20 protein-coding genes and 1 pseudogene are annotated in these 25,540 nt (G+C 50.8%); 14 read left to right on the forward strand and 7 right to left on the reverse strand.

The features are described from left to right. Positions 1–112 precede the first annotated feature (112 nt). From T458_RS0129445 to T458_RS52515, 7 genes are read left to right on the forward strand one after another with little or no spacing between them, the layout of a single operon-like run. Positions 113–2,287: an NAD-dependent epimerase/dehydratase family protein gene (locus T458_RS0129445; RefSeq protein WP_031306230.1), complete on the forward strand. Its 2,175-nt coding sequence runs from the start codon at positions 113–115 to the stop codon at positions 2,285–2,287. Between the two features lie 6 nt (positions 2,288–2,293). Further along, the gene (locus tag T458_RS0129450) at positions 2,294–3,187 is read left to right on the forward strand and encodes a tetratricopeptide repeat protein (protein ID WP_031306231.1); all 894 of its coding nucleotides are present in this window, start codon (positions 2,294–2,296) and stop codon (positions 3,185–3,187) included. Position 3,188: 1 nt separating this feature from the next. Next, entirely contained in the window at positions 3,189–5,033 is a 1,845-nt protein-coding gene (locus tag T458_RS52505) for a DUF2194 domain-containing protein (protein WP_023559150.1), read from the forward strand. 4 nt (positions 5,034–5,037) lie between these two features. Continuing rightward, positions 5,038–6,477: a GT4 family glycosyltransferase PelF gene (gene pelF / locus T458_RS52510; protein WP_023559151.1), complete on the forward strand. Its 1,440-nt coding sequence runs from the start codon at positions 5,038–5,040 to the stop codon at positions 6,475–6,477. Then, the gene (gene pelG, locus T458_RS56730; protein WP_144083907.1) at positions 6,453–9,569 is read left to right on the forward strand and encodes an exopolysaccharide Pel transporter PelG; all 3,117 of its coding nucleotides are present in this window, start codon (positions 6,453–6,455) and stop codon (positions 9,567–9,569) included. Before pelF ends, pelG begins: the two co-directional genes overlap by 25 nt. Continuing rightward, positions 9,570–10,280 carry a polyphosphate polymerase domain-containing protein gene (locus tag T458_RS57030; RefSeq protein WP_031306232.1) on the forward strand — a complete coding sequence of 237 codons (711 nt, stop codon included), beginning with the start codon at positions 9,570–9,572 and terminating at the stop codon, positions 10,278–10,280. It begins immediately after the preceding gene. 16 nt (positions 10,281–10,296) lie between these two features. Continuing rightward, on the forward strand, positions 10,297–10,977 hold the full coding sequence (locus T458_RS52515; RefSeq protein WP_023559152.1) for a DUF4956 domain-containing protein: 681 nt from the start codon (positions 10,297–10,299) through the stop codon (positions 10,975–10,977). Positions 10,978–11,414: 437 nt separating this feature from the next. On the opposite strand, the gene T458_RS52520 is transcribed toward T458_RS52515, so the two are convergent. From T458_RS52520 to T458_RS52535, 4 genes are read right to left on the reverse strand one after another with little or no spacing between them, the layout of a single operon-like run. Continuing rightward, the gene (locus T458_RS52520) at positions 11,415–12,425 is read right to left on the reverse strand and encodes a FecCD family ABC transporter permease (RefSeq protein WP_023559153.1); all 1,011 of its coding nucleotides are present in this window, start codon (positions 12,423–12,425) and stop codon (positions 11,415–11,417) included. Beyond that, positions 12,422–13,432: a FecCD family ABC transporter permease gene (locus T458_RS52525; RefSeq protein WP_023559154.1), complete on the reverse strand. Its 1,011-nt coding sequence runs from the start codon at positions 13,430–13,432 to the stop codon at positions 12,422–12,424. The genes T458_RS52520 and T458_RS52525 overlap by 4 nt, the downstream gene beginning before the upstream one ends. Positions 13,433–13,437: 5 nt before the next feature. Then, entirely contained in the window at positions 13,438–14,361 is a 924-nt protein-coding gene (locus tag T458_RS52530; protein ID WP_023559155.1) for an iron-hydroxamate ABC transporter substrate-binding protein, read from the reverse strand. Further along, a complete protein-coding gene (locus tag T458_RS52535; protein ID WP_023559156.1) occupies positions 14,358–15,155 on the reverse strand; it encodes an ABC transporter ATP-binding protein in 798 nt (265 codons plus the stop codon). The genes T458_RS52530 and T458_RS52535 overlap by 4 nt, the downstream gene beginning before the upstream one ends. Before the next feature lie 139 nt (positions 15,156–15,294). Here T458_RS52535 and T458_RS52540 point away from each other — a divergent pair, with 139 nt between their 5' ends. After that, on the forward strand, positions 15,295–16,344 hold the full coding sequence (locus T458_RS52540; protein ID WP_023559157.1) for an NAD(P)/FAD-dependent oxidoreductase: 1,050 nt from the start codon (positions 15,295–15,297) through the stop codon (positions 16,342–16,344). A gap of 95 nt (positions 16,345–16,439) precedes the next feature. Beyond that, positions 16,440–19,115, forward strand: a complete 2,676-nt coding sequence (locus T458_RS52545; RefSeq protein WP_023559158.1) for a YhgE/Pip domain-containing protein — start codon at positions 16,440–16,442, stop codon at positions 19,113–19,115. A 9-nt stretch (positions 19,116–19,124) separates the two neighbouring features. Here T458_RS52545 and T458_RS57980 read toward each other — a convergent pair whose 3' ends face one another. Together T458_RS57980 and T458_RS57985 are read right to left on the reverse strand one after the other, a co-directional pair. After that, positions 19,125–19,454 (reverse strand): hypothetical protein, encoded by a 330-nt coding sequence (locus T458_RS57980; protein ID WP_216087487.1) that lies wholly within the window; start codon positions 19,452–19,454, stop codon positions 19,125–19,127. A gap of 161 nt (positions 19,455–19,615) precedes the next feature. Further along, positions 19,616–19,790, reverse strand: a pseudogene (locus T458_RS57985) (AsnC family transcriptional regulator); the annotation flags it as partial. Positions 19,791–19,966: 176 nt separating this feature from the next. Between T458_RS57985 and namA the strand changes: the two are divergent. Beyond that, the gene (gene namA / locus T458_RS52555; protein ID WP_023559160.1) at positions 19,967–20,980 is read left to right on the forward strand and encodes an NADPH dehydrogenase NamA; all 1,014 of its coding nucleotides are present in this window, start codon (positions 19,967–19,969) and stop codon (positions 20,978–20,980) included. A gap of 66 nt (positions 20,981–21,046) precedes the next feature. Here namA and T458_RS52560 read toward each other — a convergent pair whose 3' ends face one another. Continuing rightward, on the reverse strand, positions 21,047–21,808 hold the full coding sequence (locus tag T458_RS52560) for an IclR family transcriptional regulator (RefSeq protein ID WP_023559161.1): 762 nt from the start codon (positions 21,806–21,808) through the stop codon (positions 21,047–21,049). A 337-nt stretch (positions 21,809–22,145) separates the two neighbouring features. Here T458_RS52560 and kduI point away from each other — a divergent pair, with 337 nt between their 5' ends. From kduI to T458_RS52580, 4 genes are read left to right on the forward strand one after another with little or no spacing between them, the layout of a single operon-like run. Further along, on the forward strand, positions 22,146–22,976 hold the full coding sequence (gene kduI, locus T458_RS52565) for a 5-dehydro-4-deoxy-D-glucuronate isomerase (protein WP_023559162.1): 831 nt from the start codon (positions 22,146–22,148) through the stop codon (positions 22,974–22,976). Between the two features lie 15 nt (positions 22,977–22,991). Next, a complete protein-coding gene (locus tag T458_RS52570) occupies positions 22,992–23,966 on the forward strand; it encodes a C-terminal binding protein (RefSeq protein ID WP_023559163.1) in 975 nt (324 codons plus the stop codon). 13 nt (positions 23,967–23,979) lie between these two features. Continuing rightward, a complete protein-coding gene (locus tag T458_RS52575) occupies positions 23,980–25,017 on the forward strand; it encodes a TRAP transporter substrate-binding protein (RefSeq protein ID WP_023559164.1) in 1,038 nt (345 codons plus the stop codon). A 17-nt stretch (positions 25,018–25,034) separates the two neighbouring features. Then, positions 25,035–25,535 carry a TRAP transporter small permease gene (locus T458_RS52580; protein WP_023559165.1) on the forward strand — a complete coding sequence of 167 codons (501 nt, stop codon included), beginning with the start codon at positions 25,035–25,037 and terminating at the stop codon, positions 25,533–25,535. Positions 25,536–25,540 lie beyond the last annotated feature (5 nt).

A 25,540-nucleotide genomic window follows, 5' to 3' on the forward strand; every position in this document is an offset into this window, starting at 1 on the left:
ATGTAAGCAAAAGAATCCCATCCTGTCAGGCACGAATGACGCGCAGTTTGCGGCTGAGAAATGACAGGATCTATTTTTTTTCGTGAAAATGACAAGCGGGCGGTGATTTTGTTTGAAAGTACTAGTAACGGGCGGGTACGGTTTTATCGGCTCTCACGTAGCTGACAGGTTTCACAAGGAAGGGCACGAGGTGTACATCATCGACAATCTCATCACGGGACAAAAGAAGAACATAGACTTTAAGCATAAAGGGTATGTGTTGTCGGTAGAGGATGAGAAGTGCGAGGAGATATTCAGATCGAATAAATTTGATGCCGTCGTTCACATGGCTGCTCAGGTCAGTGTTCCCTCATCGATTACGAACCCCATACATGACACGGAATCAAATGTGCTGGGCCTCGTCAATATGCTCAATTTGTCCAAAAAGTATCATGTCTCCAAATTCATCTACGCTTCCTCTGCGGCTGTCTATGGAGAAAAAACGGAGCTTCCGATCAAAGAGACGGATGCTTGCGTCCCGATTTCTCCGTATGGCATCAGCAAATGGGTTGGGGAGTCGTACTGTAAAAAGTGGCAGGAGATGTATGGATTACAGACACTCGGGTTTCGTTTCTCCAATGTATATGGTCCCAGGCAGGATGCGAGGGGGGAAGGCGGAGTTATCGCGACGTTTATCAGCCGCATGATCGCTGGACAACCTCTGCACGTTCACGGGGAGGGCAACCAGACACGGGACTATATCTATGTAGAGGACGTGGCGGACGCTATTTTCCGAGCATCCTATTCCCCGCTTACAGGCATCTACAATCTCTCGACAGGCACGGAGCTTCGTGTCAATGAGATCGTAGAGGCATTGAAGGCGCCACAAGTCGAGCGTGTAGAGAAAAGGCCTGGCGACATCGAACGATCCGTTCTTGACAATTCGTTGATCAAGCGCGATCTGGACTGGACGCCGATGTATTCCATTCAGGAGGGCCTCGAGCGTACATACCGGTATTTTGAACAGGAGTGGGCGAAGGCAGAAGCAGCGGCCACGGCGGCGGTCGAGCCTACAGCTTTGAGGGCCGTGTCTCGCCACGCGTACAAGTTCCTGATCCCATACGCCGAGAATCTGCTGGCATTTGCCTTGACGGCATGGCTGACACTGAGTCAGCAGTACAGCTCTTACGGCGCCATTGATGTGAAGCTGTTTTATATCACGATCATGGGAAATCTTTACGGCAATCGCCAATCGATTCTGGCGGTCGTTTTGTCCATCGGGTTGTTCCTGTACCAGAAGCTGATGGACGGCAGGGAATTTATCTCCTTGTTGTACGATACGGATTTCTTTTTTCAGATCGCGATCTATCTCTTCATTGGCCTGGTGGTAGGCTATTCGATCGACCGCAAGAATGCCCAAATTCAAAATCAGGAGCAGAAGCTCGAGGAGATGGAGGGCAAATATGCATTTTTGCATGACCTGTACAATGAGGTTCGCGAAGTAAAAGAAGAGCTTCAAATGCGCATCCTCAAATCGGGGGACAGCTACGGAAAGATCTATTCCATTACAAAAGAGCTGGAAAGCCTGGAGCCGGAGCAAGTGTTTCACGCAACAGTAAATGTCGTGAAATCCATTATGAACGCACCCACTGTATCGATTTATACGGTCAATCGAACCGGTACCTATCTTCGCCTGGTGGCTCATTCCAGCGCTCAGGAACTGCAAGCCCCCAAATCATTGAAGGTCGGGGATCACGACTACATCCAAGCGATGCTGGCCGATGGCAAGGTGTTTGTAAACAAACAGCTGTCAGCAGGAGCTCCCTTGATGTGTGCGCCCATATACTACCGTGATCAGATTGCGGCTGTTGTCGCGATCGACGGACTCTCCTTCGAAACATTTTCCTTGTATCACCAAAACCTGTTCAAGGTCACAACGGATCTGGTCTCGTCGGCTTTGTCCAAGGCGTTTGCCTTTATCGAAGCTACAGAAAACCAACGCTACGTGGAAGGAACGTCGCTTTTGCGGCCAGAAGCATTCCAGGTCATTTTACGGTCGAAACAGCTTGCAAAGGAACAAAATCAAACCCCATACCTGCTCCTGAGAGGGAAGCAAACAGATCAACATTTCGCAGAGATGTCGGACAGGCTGGATGGCATGCTGCGCGAGACGGACTATATCGGTCTGGATGAAGACCATCATCTCGTCGTCCTGCTGTCCAACACCAGTCTGGAGGATGCGAATCATGTGCTCAACCGGTTTGCCCAGAAGGGTATTTCTCTCCAGGTAGCGGAAGAGGAGCTGTAGCATAGCATGGCGGAAATCTTGTTTGTGGTATACGTGCTGCTGTCTGCGGTGTTGCTGGCCATGCGCTACCGGAAGTCTTGGAAGGACTTTCTCCTGCGCCTTGTGCTGGTAACAGCTTTTCCAGTCATTGGCTGGCTGTTCCCCCTGTTTTGGCCGAAAAGCCTTCTACAAGAGGCCGACGAGGAATTTCATGATTATGTCACTCGTCAACAGGAGGAGCACCAAGTTAGACGTGTTGGTATTTATGCAAGGATCGAAGCACAGAAGGAGCTGAACGTGATTCCCATCGAAGACGCGCTGTTGATCAATGAGCATCGGACGCGTCGAAGAGTGATGATCGATGTCCTGAAGCAGGACGCGAATCAGTATCTGGAAATTTTGCAACGCGCGGTCAGCAACGAGGATACAGAAACCTCCCACTACGCCGTAAGTGCCATTATGGAAGTGAAGCGCAAAATGATGCTTGCTCTGCAGGATTTGTCCGTGCGGTATGAGAACGACAAGGACGACGAATACCTGGTTCGGACGTATGCGGAGGTATTGAAAGGATTTATGAGCAGTGGATTTTTGGACGAGCGTACTTTGTTAAAGCATCGCTACACCTACCTGGAAGTCTTGGGAACGCTGACGGAGCTTACGGAAGACTCCGAGTGGGCCTATCAGGAGAAAGTGGATGTGGAGATCGTGCTTGGCATGTTCGCAGAGGCAGAAGCGACCGGCAAGCAATATCTGGAGAAGCACCCGCTGAGTGAAGAAGCGTATTTGTGCTTGATGAAGGTATATTTTGCGATGAAATCAGAGGACAAGCTTTATGAAACGCTAAACAGACTGAAACAGACGCCGTTGAGACTGTCCAATCACGCATTGACACTCGTCCGATTCTGGTCGGAGGGAGCTTAAAATGCAAAAGGAAGTTGGTTTTCGAAGAAATGTGTATTTGATTATGCTCACGATTCTGGGCCTTGCTGTTTTGATACAAGTCGCCAGGTCGCAGCTCGTGCTGCAATTCAAGCATAACGATGAGCATCTGAAGGAACGCGCAGCCATCATGGCGCGTGCTGCTGCCCCGGATTCACAAGCAGCCGGAGTCATGACGGACGAGCTGTTTTGCCTTGCCTACTTGGGCGATGACCCACCGAGTGTGGAATTGAAGGAAAATACAGCGCGCACCCTGTCCTATCTGAAGCGCCAGGTCCAAGAAGTTGATTTGAATACGGATGTCATTGACTATAAAGCATGCACAGCAGTTTTGCTTGCCACTGGCGAGCTTGACGCGTTGGAGAGCGGGGCTGGTCTGGAGGAGTTCGTCCATCACGGCGGAGCGGCTTTTCTCATGACCACGCCAGTCATCGGGGATCGCTTTCATCAGATGTATCGCAAATTGGGGATTATCGAGTTTGAATATCCCGTTCTCTCCAAAGGCGTTCGTCTCCTATCGAACGTACTCATTGCAGAGAAGGGGCTGGAGGTAGGGGAAGAGATCGTTTCCAACGTCTCCAATCCGGTAGAGCTGGATGCCGAGTCCACGAAACTGATCGAGAGTGAGGATGGGATCCCGCTGATGTGGAAACGCCAATACGGCGCTGGGAGCTTCATCGTCTACAACGGGGACAAGCTGCATTTGAAAAACAGCAGAGGCTTGGTCGTCGGAGGAGTAAGCATGATGCAGCCCGACTTTCTCTATCCGATCTTCAACTCGAAAATCTTTTACATCGATGACTTTCCTTCACCGATCGCCAAAGGCATCCATCCAGCCATCTATCAGCAGTATGGGATGGAGCTGCCCACCTTTTTCCAGGACATATGGTGGCCGGATATGCTGAAGGCAGCTCGCCTATACAATGTCAAATATACGGCTGCAGTCATTCAATCCTATAACGATGAGGTCAATCCTCCGTTCCGGGACCCGGTCGACCAGGAATGGCATCAGCTGGTTTCCTATGGGCGTGAAGTCGTCAAGAGTGGCGGAGAGATCGCCATACACGGCTATAATCATCAATCCCTGCAGACCAACAAGGCGATTGCGGATTATCTAGGCTATCAGATCTGGAACAGTCAGGAAGATATGGAGGAATCGATCAAGGAAGTGAATCGGTATCTTAAAACGGCATTCCCGAATTTTACTCCGATGTCCTATGTGCCTCCCTCCAATGTACTGGGCAGAGAGGACGGACGGGAAGCCCTGAAAAAGGCCTGGCCGGAGATGTCTGTCATTGCCTCCTTGTACGATACGGACTACGAGGGGCGGGCGTACGTACAGGAATTCGAGCTGTCCAAGGATGGGATTATCGAAATGCCGCGGGTGACCTCGGGATATTTTGAAACGCCATATACCAGATGGCTGGAAGCCAATACGATTACTTCTGTCGGCGTATTCTCCCACTTCCTGCATCCGGACGATTTGCTCGATCATGCCAGAGGCCGGGACCAGACGTGGGAAAAGCTGTACCAGGATTTTTCAGATTATCTGGAACGTTTGCACCGCACTTACCCATGGATGCGGGACATCACTTCTACAGAAGCAGGATTTGATATGGTCAACGTCCTTCAGACAAAAGTAAGCGTGACGAAAGAGCCCCAGCGCATCAAGGGAGTAGTGGATCAATACAAGCAACCGCTCTACTATGTGTTGAGGACAGAACGGAAAATTGCTGTACAAGAGAACTGCACGGTTCAGAAAATAGATGAGAATGTCTACCTGGTTACGGTGACAGGCTCGACATTCTCGATAGGTTTAGGGGGATGAGTCTATGAGGATCTGTATCATTGCCGAAGGTTCGTATCCTTATGTCACGGGTGGCGTGTCCAGCTGGATTCATAACCTGGTCCTTCAGATGCCCCAGCATGAATTCGTGATTTATGCCATCGGGGCCCAAAGCAAGCAAAGGGGTCAATTCAAATACGAGATCCCTCCCAATATCGTCGAGGTAAAAGAGACTTTTCTCGATGAGTACTTGAATGAGGAGGGGAAGTGGGGCAAACATTTCCGCATTCCCCCTGAGCAAAAAGAAAATATACAAATGCTGCTCGGTTTGGAAGGCGAGGTACATTGGAATCGACTGTTTGATTTTCTAAGAAACGGCAGCTTTCGCAATGCGGCTGATTTCCTCTCCAGCAAGGATTATTTTGATCTGTTGGACGATTTATGCCAGAAGCAATATTCACTCGTACCGTTCACGGAGATGTTCTGGACGGTTCGCTCGATGATTTTGCCGCTGTTTCTTGCCATTCGGAACGAAATTCCCAGGGCGGATCTCTACCATAGCGTATCTACCGGCTATGCAGGTGTTGTTGGGGCGTTGGCCAAGCATGTTCACGGCAGTCCCTTCTTATTGACGGAGCATGGCATCTATACGCGGGAGCGGGAAGAGGAGATTATCAAGGCAGAATGGGTCAAAGGATACTTCAAAGACCTCTGGATTCAATATTTCTACCGCCTGTCAACTTGCGCGTATCAGGCAGCAGATCAAGTAACGACCTTGTTCCACCACAACAAGGAGATTCAAGTCGAGCTGGGCTGCGAAGAATCCAAGATCAAGATTATTCCCAATGGCGTGGATATCGACGACTATCGTTATTTGCCGACGGCGCCAGAGGATTCCATCATACGAATCGGAGCAGTGGTGCGCGTCGTGCCGATCAAGGATATCAAAACCATGCTGCAGAGTTTTGCGGTGATCAAACGCGAGGTTCCTCAAGCGGAATTTACGATTATGGGACCTTATGAAGAAGATGAGGAGTATTACGAGGAATGCCTGCAGCTGGCTGCTGCGCTGGAACTGACAGACGTGACGTTTACCGGGTCAGTACGGGTAAAAGATTACTTGGGAAAAATGGACATGCTTGTGCTGACCAGCATTAGCGAGGGGCAGCCGCTGGCGATTCTCGAAGGAATGGCCAGCTCCAAGCCTTTCGTCGCGACAAACGTAGGAAGCTGCAAGGAGCTGCTCTACGGATTGAATGACGGCATCGGCCATGCTGGCTTGATTGCACCGGTCATGCACTATGAACAGATAGCCCAGGCCGTCATACAGCTTTGTCGTGACCGCGAGCTGCGGGAAGAGATGGGGCGCAATGCATTTTCGCGTGTGCGGAGATTTTACCGCCAGGAGGATGTCATTGCTGGCTACCGTACTTTATATGAATCGTTGGGGGGTGAGGAAAAATGGCAGGGATTGGCTTCGAGCTGAGAAAATTGTTTCGTGATCAAGGGCTGATCAATAACGTCAAAGCGTATGCCTACTCCTCATTGACGACGGTCGGTCCCATGATCCTGTGCATGGTTCTGATTATTGCTCTGCAACGAATCATGTCGTCTGCCAACAGCAGCTATATTGAATGGGAATTGTACATTGCAACCGTATCGTATTGCTTTGTTTTTTCCATCATTTTTACCAGCGGCATTTCCATGGTGCTCACCCGGTATGTAGCCGACATGATCTACGAGAAAAAGTATGATCGCTTGATGTCGTCCTATTACGGTGCTTTGATTCTGATTCTACCGATTGGAGCCGTTCTCGCAGGATGGTTCGTGAAGGATGTTTCTGCCGGGCTGGATTATAAGATTGCCGCCTACTTGTTTTTCATGGAATTGATCGTCATCTGGATTCAGGGCGTGTATCTCTCCGCGTTGAAGGATTATATCCGCATTGTCAAGAGCTTCATAATCGGGGTAGTAGCAGCGTTGATCAGCGGCTGGCTGTTGTTCCAAATCACCGGGCTGCAAGCGACGTCAGCGGCGCTTCTGGGGATCGATATCGGATTTTTCATCATTGCTGTGCTGTCCTTTCATCACTTCGAACAACGGTTTCCCAAGGGAAAAGCCGAAACCTTTTTCCATTTTCTAACCTATTTCCGCAAGTACAGCTCGCTGTTTTTTGCAGGATGCTTCATTTATTCCGGGGTGTATTTGCATAACTTTGTGTACTGGCTAGGACCCAAAGGCGTAGAGGTAGCCGATCGCTTTCTGGTCATGCCATTCTATGATTTGCCTGTGTTTTACGCGTTCATCAGTGTGATGCCAACGCTTGTCACGTTCGTCGTTTCGGTGGAAACCTCTTTCTATGAAAAGTTTCGCATCTATTATTTGAACATCCTGAACGGAGGGACGGTTACGGATATCAAGGGGGCAAAGGCAGCCATGCAAAAAACACTCATCCGGGAGATAAGCTTTCTGATGGAAGTTCAACTGCTTTTTACCGTTCTGGCGATCGCGCTGGGCATCAAATTTCTTCCCACAATCGGTTTTACGATGGCACAGCTGGACGTATTTATCCTGCTGGCGCTAGCTTACTTCCTGTTTATCATCATGTTTGTGCTCAGCCATATCCTGATGTATTTTGACGATCGAAAAGGCGTTCTGCTGATCGGGGCGCTGTTTGTCCTGTTGAATATCGGGTTTACCTATTGGATGATGACGCTTGAGTATGACGGGCTTGGGATGTTCCTCGCCTCCTTCCTTGCTTTGGCCATCGTGATTGCCCGCCTGCGGTATGTATTGCGCAACATTGACTACTTCACATTCTGCTCGCAGCCGATCAACGCGAACCAGCCGGCTCGTACCAAGTCCTTTTTTCCCAAGCCGAAGACGACCGTTTCCGCCCTGCTGCTGATCAGTCTGGTACTGTCTGGATGCACGGCAGCAAAGGATGCGGGGAACGCTTCAGGCCAGGAGGGGCAAGCCGAGGAAGTCATACAGATACAAGAGGAATCCTCCTCTTCCAGACTGTCAGAGGATAAAAGGATCTACGAGCGGGACCAGGATGATTCTCTAAAAACGATATACGTGACGATTTTGCCGGATAAGGCAAATGCAGACAAACCGCTTGACTGGTACGGTCTCAACCGCCTCCCGGATCGCATGGAAAAAGGCAAGCTGGAGATCATCATGCAGGAAGGCCAAGCGGACGGCAAAGGACCGGCTCCAGGGATGTTCGGCTACGGATCAGACCAGCCGAATGCGACGATTACCCTGCGAGGAAATACGGCATGGCATACCGCACAGAAATCCTATCGAATCAAATTGAATTCGGAGGCAGGCTTGTGGCTGGATCAACGGACGTTCAATCTAAACAAGCATATGCTGGATCCGTCCAGGGTGAGAAATAAGCTGAGCTTTGATCTCTTCGAAGAAATTCCCAATATGACAAGCCTGAGAACGCAGTTTGTGCGGATGTACGTAAAGGACTTGTCGACCGGGAACAAGCAAGCCCCCTTTGTGGATTACGGCTTGTACACGCATGTAGAGCAGCCCAACAAGCGCTTTTTGCAATCTCATATGCTGGATCCGAATGGGAATCTGTACAAAGTCGCCTTCTTTGAATTTGAACGTTACCCGGACAATATCAAGTCGCATGACGATCCGGAGTACGATCGGGAAGCCTTCGAGAAGATCCTGGAGATCAAAGGGCGCGAGGAACACGACAAGCTCATCCGCATGCTGGAGGATGTCAACAACAGAACGATCCCGATTGAACAGGTGATTGAGAAACACTTCGATCTCGACAACTTCCTGACCTGGACCGCTGCCAATATTTTGATGGACAACATGGATACAGACGCCAACAACTTCTACCTGTATTCACCGCTTAATTCAGAGAAGTGGTACTTTCTCCCGTGGGACTATGACGGCGGTTGGGAGCTGCAGCGTAAAAAGGGCAGCCTGCAACCCTACCAAAACGGAATCAGCAACTATTGGGGATCGGTTCTGCATAACCGATATTTCCGCCACGAGGAACATATCGAGCAGTTGAAGGAAAAGCTGGATGAACTCTCTGCGATCATTAACAAGGATCGGGTTGCGCAACAGCTGGACAAGTATGGTCCGGTAGTTGAGCCGTTTTTATTCCGGAACCCTGACATCGGTTATTTGCCGGGACTCAACACAGACTTCAAGAAAGAGCTGCAAAAAATCGCGGAGACTCCTGAACGCGGGCTGCAACGATTCTTGGAGGACCTCGAGAAGCCACGGCCCTTTTACCAGGGAGAGGTCGAGGAAGAGGATGGTCTGATGAAGTTTGTATGGGACATCTCGTTCGATTTTCAGGGAGACGACCTTTTGTATGATGTAGCGGTATCCAAGAATCCGCAATTTACGCAAGTCGTGGCCAGCAAGAACGGACTCAAGGAAAATAGATGGGAGATCCCCGCTCTTCCTCCCGGGACTTATTATTGGAAGGTTGTAGTCACTGACAGCAGCGGAAATCAGCAGAATTCATTTGATTACTACCTGGACAGCGATGAAAACTACTTTTTCGGGATGAGAGAATTTGAGGTGGAGTAGTTGACAAAGAGTCGTCAAACATTCCGGACCGAGCATAAGTACTACTTGCATATCCATGATTACCAATCGCTGCGGCATCGGGCATCGGCCATGCTTATGATGGACCCGAACTCAATCAATTTGGATGGTTACTGCATTCGGAGTCTGTACTTCGATGGCCCACATGACCATGCCTTGCATGACAAAAACAACGGGATATTCAACCGGGAAAAATATCGCATCCGGATCTACAACGGCAAGGATGATGTCATCGCCGTCGAGCGCAAGAAAAAGCGAGGAGACTATGTATTCAAGGAGTCGTTCCGGATCAATCGGGAGGAGTACGATCTGCTCCGGGTAGGAGACTACGAATTCCTGCAGAAAAAGGATTCTGCGCTGCTGCGTGATTTTTATCTTGCCTTGGCGCATCGAGCTTTCCGTCCTACAGCGATCGTCGAGTACTGGCGCGAGGCTTATGTCTATGAGTACGGCAATGTGCGCATTACGTTCGATAAGAAGCTGTCTGCCGGCGTCAATTCCTTTGATCTGTTCGATCCCAATCTGGTGCTGGAAGAGGCGATTGCTGTTCCGCAGACGATCATGGAAGTAAAGTTCGATTCTTTTCTTCCGGACTTGATCCGCAACCTGATTCAACCACAGAGCCAACATCGCTCTTCGATATCGAAGTACGTCATTTGCAGAGAAGTCAATGTAAAGCATTTTAAAGAATAGTCGGGCAGGTGCAGCTATGGATGAAGTATTAAGTTTTCAGGATATTATCAAGAAAAGCATTCTCCATTTGGAGGCTTTTCGCAGCGTGTCGTATATCGATATGATTCTGGGGTTGCTATGCTCGTTTGCAATCGGGATGTTTATTTACTGGATCTATCGAAAAACATTTCGAGGTGTCGTCTACAGTTACAATTACAATGTGTCGTTTGTGCTGATGTCGATGCTGACGGCGTTGATCATTATGACGATCAGCACCAACATCGTCCTGTCCTTGGGGATGGTAGGCGCCCTCAGTATCGTGCGTTTTCGGACGGCTGTTAAGGACCCGTTGGACATCGTCTATATGTTTTGGTCCCTGACTGCAGGGATTGCCAGCGGGGCGAAGATGTATCCGCTGGCTCTCGGGGGATCTCTCGTGATCGGCTTGGTGATCATCTGGATGTCCAAGCGCAAGGTGACGGAGCAAGCCTACCTCATGATCATTCGCCATACGGAGGAAGCGACAGACGCTCTGCGGGTAGAGCTGCGCAAGCTGAACAGCAAATTGAAGTCAAAGACCGTGCGCAAGGGCTTTACCGAGGTTACCGTAGAAGTGATGCTGCGGGATGACAATACTGCGTTCGTGCAGACGATTAGCGAGCTGGAAGGCGTAAGCGATGTTTCGCTGATCAATTACACAGGGGATTACGCTCAATAACGGAGCGGTTATTGAGAACAAAAGCAGCCATTCGACACTTGGATCGAAGGCTGCTTTTTTGTCAGGCTGGGGATGGTAAATTTCGGATGCCCTCCGAAGCTGAAGATACTCCATGAGAAGCCTGCAAAAGGTGGGGGGACCAGGCAAAGCTAGTCGAGGAAAAAGGGGAAAACCAGCGAAGGTATTTGGGATCTTGACACAGGTGCAACGGAAAAGGCGGAACACGGTTTCAGCGGCCAACCCTGAATCGCTTCATCGAAACGGCTGCTTTTGGCCGCGGTTCCGTCTTTGGAGTGGAGACGGCCAGAGCCAGCCCTCAGTGAAGATCCCAACCCACCTGAAGCGTTTTCCCCTTTTTCCTCCCCGCCGCTACAGCTGGTGGACCGCCAATTAAAAGGCCACGGGTGATCTTCCACGTTAATCTTGAATACCGAGCCTTACTTGCTTTGCAAAAGAAGCTTGATAAAATAAGGTGCTCCAATAAGCGCTACCATGATTCCCGCCGGAATGCCATCCGGCTCGACCAATTGCCGTCCTGCCGTATCTGCAAACAGGAGAAGCCATCCGCCGATCAGCAAGGCTACCGGTAGCAACAATTGATTTCGCGGTCCTATCAAGGCTTTGGCGATATGAGGAGCCATGAGACCGATGAAAGCGACCCCTCCTGTGACAGAGACGGCTGATGCGGCCAGGGCAACGGCCGTTACCAAGAGAATGACACGCTCCTTCTCGACGGAGACCCCGATGCCGATCGCGACGGATTCGTGAAGGGTCAGGAGGTTCAAAGCATGTGCTTTATACAGTGCAAACGGAACCAGGATCACGAGCCAAGGCAGAAGAGCCCATAGAAATGGCCAGTCCGATCCCCAGATATTCCCTGCGAGCCACTTGGCGATAAAGTCTACCTTGGATCGCTCCGCAGAGGAGATCAGAACAATCATCAACCCGGATAATGCCATGGAAAAGCCGACCCCTGTAAGGATTAAGCGGTTCGGTTGCAGTCCGGTCTTTTTGCTGTAGGAAAACAGGTAAATCAGACATGCTGTCAGAAGCGCGCCGAGAAACGCGACAAGCGGGAGCGCGTAGATAAACAATCCCGCTTGTACAGGGAAAAACAGAAAGAACAGCGCAATGGCTACGCCTGCCCCGGCATTAATCCCCACAATGCCTGGGTCTGCCAACGCATTTCTTGTGATTCCTTGCAGGATGGCGCCTGACAAGGCAAGGGCCATACCCGCCAGCAAAGTAATGAGCATGCGGGGCAGACGGAGCGAGAAGAGGACAAACTCCTCTTTAAAGGTCCCTTGACCAAGAAGCACAGGGATCAGTCTGTCATAGGAAACAGAGGAGTATCCGAGTCCCATGCCGATCCCAATCGTGACGGCAGTCAAGAGAAGCAAAAGCAAAATAATCATCCGTTGTTTTCGTATGACAGCGGGTTGGATCATGAGAGTGCAGACCCTCCTTTCCGTACGACAAAAAGGAAGAAAGGCAGGCCCATTACCGCGATGATCGCTGCTACTGGGGTTTCATACGGAGCGTTCACGGTTCGGCCCAGAGTATCAGCAATCAGCATGAACGAGGCTCCGACCAGGGCAGACATCGGAAGAATCGAGCGGTAATCGGTGCCGACCAAAGTACGGACGATGTGTGGAACCATCAGGCCAATGAACGTCATGTTTCCGATCAATGCCACAGAAGCGCCTGTCAGCATGATGATGACGAAAAAGAGCAGGATTTTGATTCTGGTGGTTTTTTGCCCCAATCCGACTGCTACCTCCTCGCTCAGACTGAGAATCGTCAGCTGTTTGGACAACAGCAGGGAGAGCAGGATGCCGAGCGTGATGCAAGGGACAATGACTTGAAGCTGGCTCCACGACGTGCCGATCAGCCCGCCAGCCGTCCACATGGATACATCCTTGGAGATCTTGAAGGCTAGCCCTACGCCCTCTGCGATCGCATAAAGCAACGAGGACACGGCTACACCAGCCAGGACGATGCGCAGCGAGGAAAATCCGCCCTTTTTTCCTGCACTGATCCCGAATACCAGCAATGCACCTGCAGCTGCACCGACCATGCATGCCAGCATCAAGCCGAAAGAACTGGCAGAGGGGACAAATGTCATGGAGATGGCCAATGCTGCATGTGCCCCGGCTGTCAGTCCGAGCAGTCCCGGATCGGCGAGCGGGTTTCTCGTCATCCCTTGCATGATGGCGCCGGCGATGGCAAGGGCAGCGCCCACGAAGATCGCAGCAATTTCACGAGGCAAGCGGAGGTCCCGGATGAGGGAGATTTTCTCCTCCGCAGCCTGCGATGAGACGGCCAGCCACACGTCACGCAGCGTCGTGTCGGCTGCTCCGAAAAGCATGGCGATCACGAACATCACCAGAAAGAACAGGAATCCCGCAAGCAGTTTATAGACGAATGGAATGGAATGCCGAAACGTTTTTTCCATGTCACTCAGTTCCCTAAAAAGTGTTTGAGAAAGAAATCGAGCTGCAGCTCCAAGGTCAACGGATCGTTGAAGTAGAACTCCTGGGCATTGGCTTCTAAGACGCGATTGTTTTTGACGGCAGGAATGCTTTGATACGCAGCTGTTTCCTGAAACGAATTGTCTGTCTCTTTGTTTTTGCTGAAGATCAGATAATCGCCCGCAAATTCGGGAAGCACCTCAAGGGACAGGGCATAATAACCGTCCTTTAGCGCCAGCTGCTTTACCTTCTCCGGCATGTTCAGCTTCATCTCTTGATAGAGAATTTCAGTTCCGCGTCCCCAGTTATCGCCGTAGACGTAGAGCTGTTTGTTGAAGTTTTCGATGACAGACACAGTAGCGTCCTCGCCAATTTTGGCCTTTATCTCTTCTCCGGCTTTCTGAGCTCGCTTTTTGAAATCATCGATCCAGGCCTGCGCCTCTTTTTCCTTGTTCAACAGCTTTCCAATCTCCAGATGCTGCGTCAAGTAGTCTACTTTTCCGTATGTAAAAGTGACTGTTGGTGCGATTTGTTTCAATTTGTCCAGATTTTTGACCGTGGACAGCCCGATGATCAGGTCGGGATTCAATTCGATGATTTTTTCCAGGCTCTCATCGGATACTTCCTCCACGTCTTGTAACGGCTCGTGGAAATTCGGATTCATTTTGGACCAGGAGTCGACGCCGACCAGCGGAACGTGCAAGGCCAAGACGTTTCCGGTGAAGCTGGAGAGGACGACAACTCGTTTGGGATCGGCAGGAACCTCGACAGGTCCCTCTTCAGACTGGTAAGTGATCGTATTGGCCTGCGACTGGTCGGCGGGTGTAGGTTCTGCATTTTCGGCAGATTGGCTGCTGCAGGCACTGAGCAGCAGGACTAGCACAAGCATGAGGGGAGTCCAGATGTTCTTCATTTTGCTTCTCCTTTTATCAGATCGTAGGTTAGGCAGACCGGTTTTTTGGTCCGCGGATCGCGGCCGATTTGGGCATCGATTTGAAATACCTTTTTCAGCACGTCAGGCTGCATGACTTCTTCGCAATCGCCGGCTTTGACGATTTGTCCGTCTCTGAGGGCGATCATGTAGTCGGCAAAACGGGCAGCCTGATTCAAATCATGGAGCACCATGATGATCGTGCGCCTCTGCTCCACATTCAGCCTGTGCAAAAGCTCGAGGACTTCAAGCTGGTGAGCCAGGTCCAGATAGGTGGTCGGTTCGTCCAGAAAGATCATCTCGGTATCCTGAGCCAGTGCCATGGCGATCCACACCCGTTGTCGCTGACCGCCGGACAAGGCATCCACAGGCCGATGCATAAACGCTTTGGTCCCTGTGACCTCCAGGGCCCAGTCAATCACCTCGACATCCCGTTTTGTCAAACGTCCCAAGCCTTTTTGATAGGGAAACCTGCCGTAGGAGACCAACTCTCCCACTGTCAGGCCGCTTGCGCCCTCGGGTGTTTGCGGAAGAATCGCCAGCTTTTTGGCGAGCTCCTTCGTGTTTTCCTTGGCAATTGGCTCACCGTCCAAAATGACTGCTCCTGATTGATGCGGAATGATCCGGGTGATGGCCTTCAGCAGCGTTGACTTTCCGCAGCCGTTCGAGCCAATGATCGCGGTGATTTTTTGATCGGGAATTTTCAGGCTGAGATCCTTCACAATCAGACGCTCTCCATAGCCGATGCGCAAGTCGCTCGTGTAAAGACGAACCATGATTTGACCTCCATGAAATGGTATGCACAACAAAATAAACGTTGATAATGATTATCAATTTCGGTATTGTAAACAATATAAAGACATCCGCCTTTTTTTGTCAACAGGTTTTCCAAAGGGCGTGAAGGAGTGATCGTGGATGGATCAGCAGGAGCTTTTTGATGTGACAGTGATTGGAGGAGGGCCGGCAGGACTCTATTCGGCCTTTTATAGCGGGCTTCGCGAAATGAAAACCAAATTGATCGAGTTCCAGCCCCAGCTGGGTGGCAAAATCCATGTCTATCCGGAAAAAATGATTTGGGATGTGGGGGGACTGACACCCGTACCCGGAGCAAAATTAATCGAGCAGCTTGTCGAGCAGGGACTAACGTTTGGTCCGGAAGTGGTGTTGAATGAAAAGGTAGAAGTGATTCACCGCAACGAAGAGGGGATTTTTGAATTGGAGACCGCTTCGGGGCGCAAGCATTTTTCAAAAACGGTCATTGTTGCGATTGGCAGCGGGATCTTGAAGCCGCAAAAGCTGGAAATTGATGGAGCGGAAAGGTTTGAGATTTCCAACCTGCATTACACAGTGAAATCCTTCCGCCCCTTCAAAGACAAGACGATTCTCATCTCAGGCGGCGGGAATGCTGCCCTGGATTGGGCAGCCGAGCTGGAGCCGATCGCCAAACAGGTGTATCTGACTTATCGCAAAGAGACGTTTGCCGGCCACGAAGCGCAGGCATCGCAGGTCTTGAACAGCTCTGTTGCATGCTTTTTCCAAACGACGATTACAAAGCTGATCGCGAGTGATAATCATGAAATCATTGACCGGGTCGAGCTGACCCATCTGGACACGGGAGAGGTCTCCCATCTGCCTGTCGATGAGGTGATTATCAGCCACGGCTACGAGCGCGATACGTCTTTGTTGCAAAATAGCAAGCTGCCCATCAAGATTGCGGACCAGTATTACATAGCAGGCAACGCCAATAGCGAGTCCTCCATTCCGGGACTGTATGCGGCAGGCGATATTTTGCGGCATGAGGGGAAATTGAATTTGATCGCCGGGGCCTTCCAGGATGCAGCGAACGCTGTGAACAAGGCCAAACAATTCATCCAGCCGGATGCCGGCAAAAGCGGAATGGTTTCCTCGCATAATGAGTTGTTCAAAGAGCGCAACAGGGAACTGGTAAAGCAGATGCTGAGATAGCAAAAAGGCGGCTTTCTTTCCGGATTTTTTTCTCCTGTGGTAAACTGTCTGTGAACAAGAAGCGATTTCACGACAGAATACTGGGTGGTTTATAGATGCGTTCAATATGGCAAATTTACAAAACAGACTGGCTCAACATTTTCAAAGTGCCGACGGGCATCTTTCTGATTGTCGCGATCTGTATTCTTCCCTCGCTCTACGCTTGGGTGAATATCAAATCCGTCTGGGATCCTTATGCGAACACAGAAGGCGTCATGGTCGCGGTAATAAGCGAGGACGAGGGGACGACGATCGGCGATAAAACGATCAATATCGGTGATGAGCTGATCCATAACCTGCAAAACAATCACAAGCTCGGTTGGACGTTTGTGGATCGAGAAGAGGCAAATAGAGGCTTGCAGAGGGGAGAGTACTACGCCAGTATTTTGATTCCGGCTGACTTTTCTTCCAAAATGACAGGCATTATCGACGGACGGCTGGACCGACCCGAGGTGGTCTACAGCGTCAACGAAAAGGTAAATGCGATTGCGCCGAAAATCACCTCTTCGGGCGTCTCCACGCTTGCCAAGCAAATCAACGAAAATTTCACGGAGGCGGTCAGCGAGGCCTTGCTGACCAAGCTGACAGAAGTCGGGATCAAGATCGAGGAGCAGCTTCCGACCATTCGCAAGATCGAGGCCGGGATTTTTGAGTTGGAAAGCAGGCTCCCTGAGATTCATGCAGCAGGGCAAAAGGTGCTGGAGCTGGAACAAAAGCTCCCTGCAATTCACGAAAAAGCGCAAGTCATCCTCGAAGTGGAGAAAAAAATCCCGCAGATCAATCAGGCGGCAGAGTCGATTTTGACATTGCAGAAGCATTGGCCGCAGATCAGTGATACGCTCTCGCGGGTCGGGGAGATTCAGGATCGACTCCCTGCTATACAGCACGCGGTAGCCCGCGTCCAGGAGCTGGATCAGAACTTCGACAAGGTCGCGGGAACGATCGAGCATGCGACGGATATAGCAGGACGGGCGATCGGGATCGTAGAGGCTGCTCAGGCAGCGATACCGCGCGTAGAGGATTTGGCAGACAAGGGTGCTTCCATTGCTGAGCGGATAAACGCATTCCTGACGCAGAATGAAGCAGCGTTCCAACTGATCGGTCCGTTGGTCAAGCAAAATCTGACGCTGGTACAGCAAGCTGCGGATGCGACGACAAAGCTGACGGAGAGACTGCTCCAGGTGGATCCTGCCCTTTTGCCAACAGCAGAGGAGGCAGCCGCATTGAGAGATCGGTTGGCTGGCGCGGGCCGGATCCTTGAACACACTTCATCGCTCTTGGAGAAAATCAACGCCTATCTTCCCGGACAGCCGCTAAACGGATTGATCGAGCGGCTCCAAGCCCGTACGGACTCCATCCACCAAAAGGTCCAGCTATTGGACATCGTTGTCAAGGCTTTGGAGAATGGAAAAACGCCAGCGCGGGATGTCGTGGAGCGCTTGCACAAGCTGTCTCAGGAGACGAGCAGCGTGCTGGGCGATATTCTCTCGCGCTATGACAGCGAGATTTTGCCCAAATTGGAGGACGGCATTGCGAGGCTGATTGATATTTCCGATGTCGCCACTGAAAAAATCGAGGCAGTACAAGCACGTCTCACCGCCATCGATGGGATACTGGCGGATGTGAAGCAGGGGTTGGAATTCGGTCAGACGGAATTGCAGCGAATCACGGAGCAGTTGCCGCAGATTCGAGCGAGGGTGCATGAGGCAGCCGTGGATCTGCAGCAAAAGGCGGATGAGTTTGAACGTGTGGTAAATATCGCGGTCCCGCTGATCCAGGAAAATCTCCCGACCATCGGCAAAAAGCTGGATCAGGCAGCAGCCTTCATCCAGAACGACCTGCCGAGAGCGGAACAGGAGCTGTCTCAATTAGCCGACTTCGTACGAGTGAGGCTTCCTGAACTGGAATCGGGCGTACATCGGGTCGCATCGTTGGTACGGGACGATTTGCCGCAGCTTGAGCGGGCGGTGAGTCAGGCCGCAGACAAGCTGCGCGAAGTGGAGGCGAACAATAACTTTGCCGCCCTCGCGAAGCTGTTGCGCGGCGATATCCAGAAGGAAAGCGAGTTTTTGGCAAGCCCGGTCCAGATCAAAGAGAACCGGCTGTATCCGATCCCCAATTACGGTTCTGCCATGTCGCCCTTTTACGGGGTTCTGTCCTTGTGGGTGGGAGCTACGTTGCTGATCTCTCTGCTGAAGGCAGAAGCGGACAATCCGGAGGGGCGCTACAAGCCGTACCAGCTTTATCTGGGCAGGCTGGGAACGTTCCTGACGATTGGGCAGCTTCAAGCGATCAGCGTCACGCTTGGAGACATGTGGATTCTGGACGCCTTTGTAGCGGACAAGCTCCCGTTTGTGCTCTTCGCCATGCTGGTGAGCGCGGTGTTTGTTACGATTACCTATACGCTGCTGTCGGTGTTCGGCAATGTGGGCAAAGGAATCGCGATCATCTTCATGGTGTTCCAGTTCTCCAGCTCGGGCGGCACGTTTCCAATCAGTATGACCGCGCCCTTTTTCCAGATGCTCAATCCGTTCATGCCCTTCACGTATGCGATCAGCTTGCTGCGAGAGGCGGTCGGGGGGATTTGGTGGGAGACAGCTTGGCGGGATATTTTAGCGCTGCTTGGCTTTATCGGTCTCAGCCTGTTCGTCGCGCTGGTCCTCAAGCGGCCACTGAGCGGCATTATCAAGAAGTCGACAGAGAATGCAAAGAAAACCAAAATCATCGCCTGATGATGAAATTCACAGCCCGCCTGCGCGCGGGCTTTTTTTCATCTCTAGATAGTCCCTCAAGTGGGCAAAATCGGTCGCATAAATATGTTCATGCCCATGATCGCCTTCTCGTTCCCCGACGATAGAGGCAAATTTGGCATACAGGCGATTCAGGTACGTATTCTCCGATTGGGCGAAAAATCGCACCTGCTTTACCTGGCTGTTCTCCGCTTGTATCTGCTCCACCATGTATCGGAAGCCCTGCAAAAACAGACGGCTGCTGCGAAACTCCTGCTTGATGATGGCAGAGAAGATAAAGACAACCTCTCCCTGAGGATCAGGCTGGTGCTCTTTCGTCACGTATTGATAATGACCCCAGCCAATTACGTTGTCCGGCGGGTCTACGACAAGGATGATCTGCGAGTCTTGAATATTTTCCAATACGTGGTAGATGGCATCGATTGCATGTGACTGCCTATCTGCTTTTTCACAGCAAGGATTGCGACAAGTTCGTCCAATTTGATTTTTTCCGGGGAAACGACGGCGCGATACTCGGAGATGGCACCCTTTTCCTCCAGTCGGCGCACTCTTTCCGTCACGGCTGGTTGAGAAAGCCCGACGATTTTGCCCAATTCTGTCATCGAAAGTGCCCTGGTTTTGCAGAAGGAGCAGGATATGCTTATCGACTTTATCCACGCTCACACACCACCTTTGTTTTCAATTTTTTATAGTTAAAATAACTTGAAAACCAATTTGTTTGATCCTTTATTCCGTTGTTATCTCATGTAAAACCTTGTAGTCATCTTATAAAATAAGGGTCAATTGAGCAAAGAAAATATTTTGCAAAAGCCGGAAGAAAGGGTGCGTGAACGATGAGTCTGCTATTTACGCCGATGACGATAAAGGGAGTCGAACTGAAAAACAGGATTGTCATGTCACCGATGGGGACGTTGGCTGCTGAAGAAGACGGCAAGGCCACCGAGTGGCATATGCTTCATTATGGAGCAAGGGCGATGGGACAGGTGGGTCTGATTATCTTGGAGGCGACCGCCGTATTGGAGGAAGGCAGGGATTATCCCAGCAATCTCGGACTGTGGTGCGATGATCAGATTCCGCCGATGCGCCATCTGGTGCGGATCCTGCATGAGAACGGCTCAAAAGCAGGAATTCAGCTCTGGCATGCAGGACGCAAACGAGTGATGGAGGGGGAACCGCGATCTTCCTCGGGATTGCCGTACAAGGGCAGAGCTACGAAAGCGTTGACTCCTGAAGAAATACGTGAAACGGTAGCGGGGTTTGGGCAAGCAGCAATCCGGGCAGCAAAAGCTGGTTTTGATGTGTTGGAGATTCACGCTGCTCACGGCTATCTGATCAATGACTTTCTTTCCCCGCTTACGAATACCAGGGGGGATCGGTACGGTGGATCAAGAGAGGGGAGGTATCAGTTTTTGCGGGAAATCATCGATGAGGTGCGGAGTGTCTGGAGCGGGCCATTGTTCGTTCGGGTTTCTGCAAACGAGTACAGCGAGCAGGGAAATAGCATCCGGGACTACGTGCAATTCGCCGCATGGATGAAACAGCAGGATGTAGACATGGTCGTATGCAGTAGCGGAGGACTCTTGCTGGAAAGTCCGAGGGTCTATCCGGGCTACCAAACTCCCTACGCAGAGATGATCCGACGTGAAGCTCATATTGCTACGGCAGCAGTGGGTTTGATCACACAGGGAATTCAGGCGGAGGAAATCTTGCAAAACGGTCGGGCCGATCTGGTAGCGATAGGCAGAGAATTGTTGCGAGATCCGTATTGGCCGCGTACGGCTGCAAAGCAATTGGGTGTGAAAATACAGGAACCGGCTCCGTATGAGAGCTTCTGGTTTGGAACGTAAACGCGAAGAAAGCCTTCCGCCGAACGACGGAAGGCATTTTTGCATGTTCGGGACCCAGTACGCAAGCTAGACCCGATAGCCAAGCTGCCGGGAAATCTCCTGCGAGGTTTCGCGGATTCTTCTGACCAGTTCATCCTGTACGCGCTCCATCGTGATCCGATTGCTTGGGCCGGAGATGCTGAAGCTGGCGATGATCTTTCCTTGAAAATCAAAGATTGGAGCTGCGATACAGCGGATGCCCTCTTCGTTTTCAATATTGTCCAGAGCGTACCCCTGATTTTTCACGAGCGCGACTTCTTCGGCAAGTGCATCAGCTGATGTAATCGTCTTGGCGGTCCTGGCTACGAAATCAATCCCGGAAACCACTTTGCGGTAGGTCTCTTCGCTCATCCCGGAGAGCAAGACTTTCCCAACCCCTGTACAGTACATGGGAGCCCGGCTGCCAATCCGGGAGAACATGCGAATCGTCTGATTGCTTTCGATCTTGTCGATATACATCACTTCGCCATTGTCGTCGATGCACAAGTGGATCGTCTCATTCACATCGTGGCAGAGCTTCTCCAGAAATGGCCTAGCGATCTGGATGACATCTATGCTGTTCAGGATATTTCGCGATAAATAGATGAGCTGAAAGCCCAGCTTGTACTTCTCCGTCTCCTCATCCTTGACGACGTAATTCATGTGTACAAGTGTGGCCAAGAGGCGATGCGTCGTGCTTTTGGACAGTCCGACTTGTTCGGATAAACGGGTAATTTGGATGCCTTCTGGATACTCCGACAAGACATTTAAGAGTGTAAGTGCTCGTTCTAAAGATTGCACATTTGACATGAACGTTCTCCTTCTCAATGAATGCTTCTATCCCACACATGAATCCCCAATCGATTTTCCAAAATCACCCTTTTGAAATGCTGTTCCATTTTTATCATAGTGGAATGAACTGGCTTTGTAAACCGAGGAAAGCCGAGCGGATCAGCGATTCGTCTGATAAATCGGGCAAGTTAAAAGAATTTGGGAATGATGTATTGAAATATTCCCGCAGTTCGTTGTAATATATTTATGGAACATTGTTCTACAATGCGGAACCGAAAATTATTCATACAAACAATGCTTGTTCACATGTGAACCCCACAGATTGATTTTCACCACAAAGAGGAGTTGATACCGAGTGAAAATTGTTTATGCTCACCATCCGGAGGACGTCAAAACGTACACAACCGAGAAGCTTCGCGAGGAATTTGTAATGGAAACCGTATTCGCAGCTGACGAGATCACGTTAACGTACAGTCACGTTGACCGGATCATATACGGCGGCGCCATGCCGGTAGAGAAAGCGCTGTCATTGGATGCCGGAAAAGAGCTGGCAGCCAAATATTTTCTCGAGCGCCGGGAGCTGGGCGTCATCAATGTCGGCGGCGACGGCACGATCACTTGCGATGGAGAAGTGCATGAGATCCGCGAAAAGGAAGGTATCTACATCGGCCGCGGGACCAAGGAAGTAGTGTTTGCCTCGAAAGACCCGTCTCGTCCAGCGAAGTTTTACCTGAATTCTTGTCCGGCCCATACGAGCTATCCGACGGTGAGGATCAATCGACAAAAAGCATTGGCTCGTCCTTTGGGGGACAATGCCACAATGAACAAACGGACGATTTATCAATTCATACATCCTGATGTCTTGCAGTCTTGCCAGTTGAGCATGGGCATGACAGTTCTGGAGGAAGGCAGCGGTTGGAATACCATGCCATGCCACACGCATGAGCGCCGGATGGAAGTCTATTTTTACTTCGATATGGCAGAAGACACGCGCGTCTTCCACATGATGGGCAAGCCCGATGAAACCCGTCACATCGTGATGAGCAATGAACAGGCGGTCCTGTCGCCAAGCTGGTCCATCCATGCCGGGATCGGAACTCGCAACTATACCTTCATCTGGGGCATGTGCGGAGAGAATCAAGACTTCGACGATATGGACCACGTAGCGATGAAGGATTTGCGATAGGTGGGTGAGAGAGACATGTCTGTTCAACAGGTAATCATTACGGACTGCGATCATGAAGATATAGAAATCGAGAGCAGAGTTCTGGACGAGGCGATTGTCCCTTTTGTCCTCAAGCAATGCAAGACGGAGGATGATGTCATTCGCGAAGGACAAGGCGCTGCCGTTTTATTGAACCAGTATGCGCCGATCACCGACCGGGTCATGAAAAGTCTCCCGGCACTGAAGCTGGTCGTACGCTACGGGGTAGGGGTCAACAATGTCGATCTGGAGGCAGCCACTCGCCGCGGCGTACAGATTTGCAACGTGCCAGATTACGGGACGAACGAGGTGGCCGACCATGCGTTGGCCCTGATGCTCTCCATGACACGCAAAATTTCTCGGATGACGGATGAGGTTCGTAAAGGCAACTGGAATTATCAGACGAGCATCCCGATCTTCCGCCACAGCGAGCAGACCGTTGGTGTAATCGGCGTCGGTCGCATTGGAACCTCGTTTGCCAACAAGGTAAACGCGCTCGGCTGCAAAGTGATCGGCTATGATCCCCGAATCAGTGAAAAGTCGAATCGAAGCATCCCTTCGTACATGGAACTGGTCGAGCTCGATGAACTGTTGTCGGTATCAGATGTAGTCTCGATCCACTGTCCACTCGACCATGCCCGCAATCTGATTGGCGAGGCAGAGCTGCGCAAAATGAAGCCAACCTCGTACTTGATCAACGTATCACGCGGGGGCATCATCGACGAAACAGCCCTGGACAAGGCGCTTTCAGAAAAATGGATCGCGGGAGCAGCTGTGGATGTGGCTGAGGTGGAGCCGTTGCCGATTGATTCTCCCTTGCTTCGCCATCACAACTTCTTTTGCACTCCGCATATGGCTTGGTATTCCGAGCAGGCTGCACAGGAGTTGAAACGGAAAGTGGCCGAGGAAGCGGTTCGCTTTTTGCGCGGGGAAGCTGTCCACTATCCCGTGAATCAAATAAAAAATAGATAAGGGGTTTTGAAACATGAAAAAATCATTCCGCTCTATCGCTGTATGTGTAACCGCTTTCCTTGCTTTTTCTGTGCTGTCGGCCTGCGGCAGCGGCAACAGCAGCAACGGCGGCACTGCTGCCAACTCTGGCTCTGGCAATGCCCAAGTGCTGAAAGTAGCTTTCAACCAACCGGAGAACCACCCGCAATTTAAAGCGATGAAAGAGTTTGGAGAAAAGCTGAAAGAGCGAACCAATGGCAAATACGCCGTAGAAGTTTACCCGAATGAATTGCTCGGAGCCCAACGCGAAACGATTGAGCTGGTGCAATCCGGCACAATTGCTATGTCCATTGTGGCGGGCAGTCTGATGGAAAACTTCAATCCTGATTTCGTGGTGTTCAATCTTCCCTATGTCTTTGACTCCAAGGATCACCAGATGTCCGTACTGAATAATCCGGAGGTAGTCGGTGACCTGTACAAGTCTACGGAGGACAAGGGAATGACGGTCTTGGGTGCATTCCACAGCGGAATCCGCAATGTGTACAACAAAACAAAGCCGATTGAGACGCCGCAGGACCTGGCTGGCCTGAAAATTCGCATTATCGAAAGCGATACCAATATCAAGATGATGGGTCTCATGGGTGGTACAGGAACGCCTATGGGTCAAGGGGAAGTGTACACCGCGATTCAATCCGGCGTCCTGGATGGCGGAGAAAACAACGAGTTGATCTATACCAACCTCAAGCATGTCGAAATTGCGCCATACTATTCCTACACGCAGCATCTGATGATTCCAGACTATTTGATCATCAACACCAAATTGCTCAATGGCATGACTGAAGAAGAGCAGGCCATTTTCAAAGAAGAGTTTGCGAAAGCCATCGATAAAGAGGTAGAGCTGTGGGAAGCCGATGTAGCGACAGCCAAACAAACGGCAGAAGCTGCAGGAGCCAAGTTTAATCAGCCTGATATCAAGATTTTCCAAGACGCTGTAAAACCGTTGCTGGAAGAAAAACTGACCACAGACAACACCAAAGCTTTGTATGAAAAGGTGAGAAAAGCAGCCCAATAAGGGATGGAGTGATTGGGATGGGAGCTTTGAAAAAGGGATTAGACAAAATTCTGGCTGCGTTTTGTATTGCACTGTTTGGCTTTCTCGTTCTGCTGGTAACTTGGCAAGTGGTAACCCGCTTCGTATTCAACGATCCGAGCGTTATTTCCGAAGAATTGGCAAAATACTGCTTTGTCTGGCTGGTTTTGTTTGGGTCCGCCTATGTATTTGGAGAAAACGGGCATATGGCCATCGAATTTGTAAAAGACAAGTTCCCTGCCGGCATGAAGAAAGGGTCGGAAGTTTTGATCCAGGTCGTGATCATCGTATTTGCAGCACTTGTTCTGTTGGTTGGCGGGTTCAAAGCGACGAGCCTGGCCTGGACACAGCTGTCCGCGGCTTTGCAAATACCGGTCGGGTATCTGTACGCAGCATTGCCGATCAGCGGGTGCTTCACGATCTTTTATTGCATCCACAATGTGTATCAGGTTCTGACACAGAATAAAGCCGGGCAGCACCAGGTGCAGGAAGGGAGTTAAACATA

The sequence above is a fragment of the Brevibacillus panacihumi W25 genome (assembly GCF_000503775.1).
Classification (GTDB): Bacteria; Bacillota; Bacilli; order Brevibacillales; family Brevibacillaceae; genus Brevibacillus; species Brevibacillus panacihumi_A.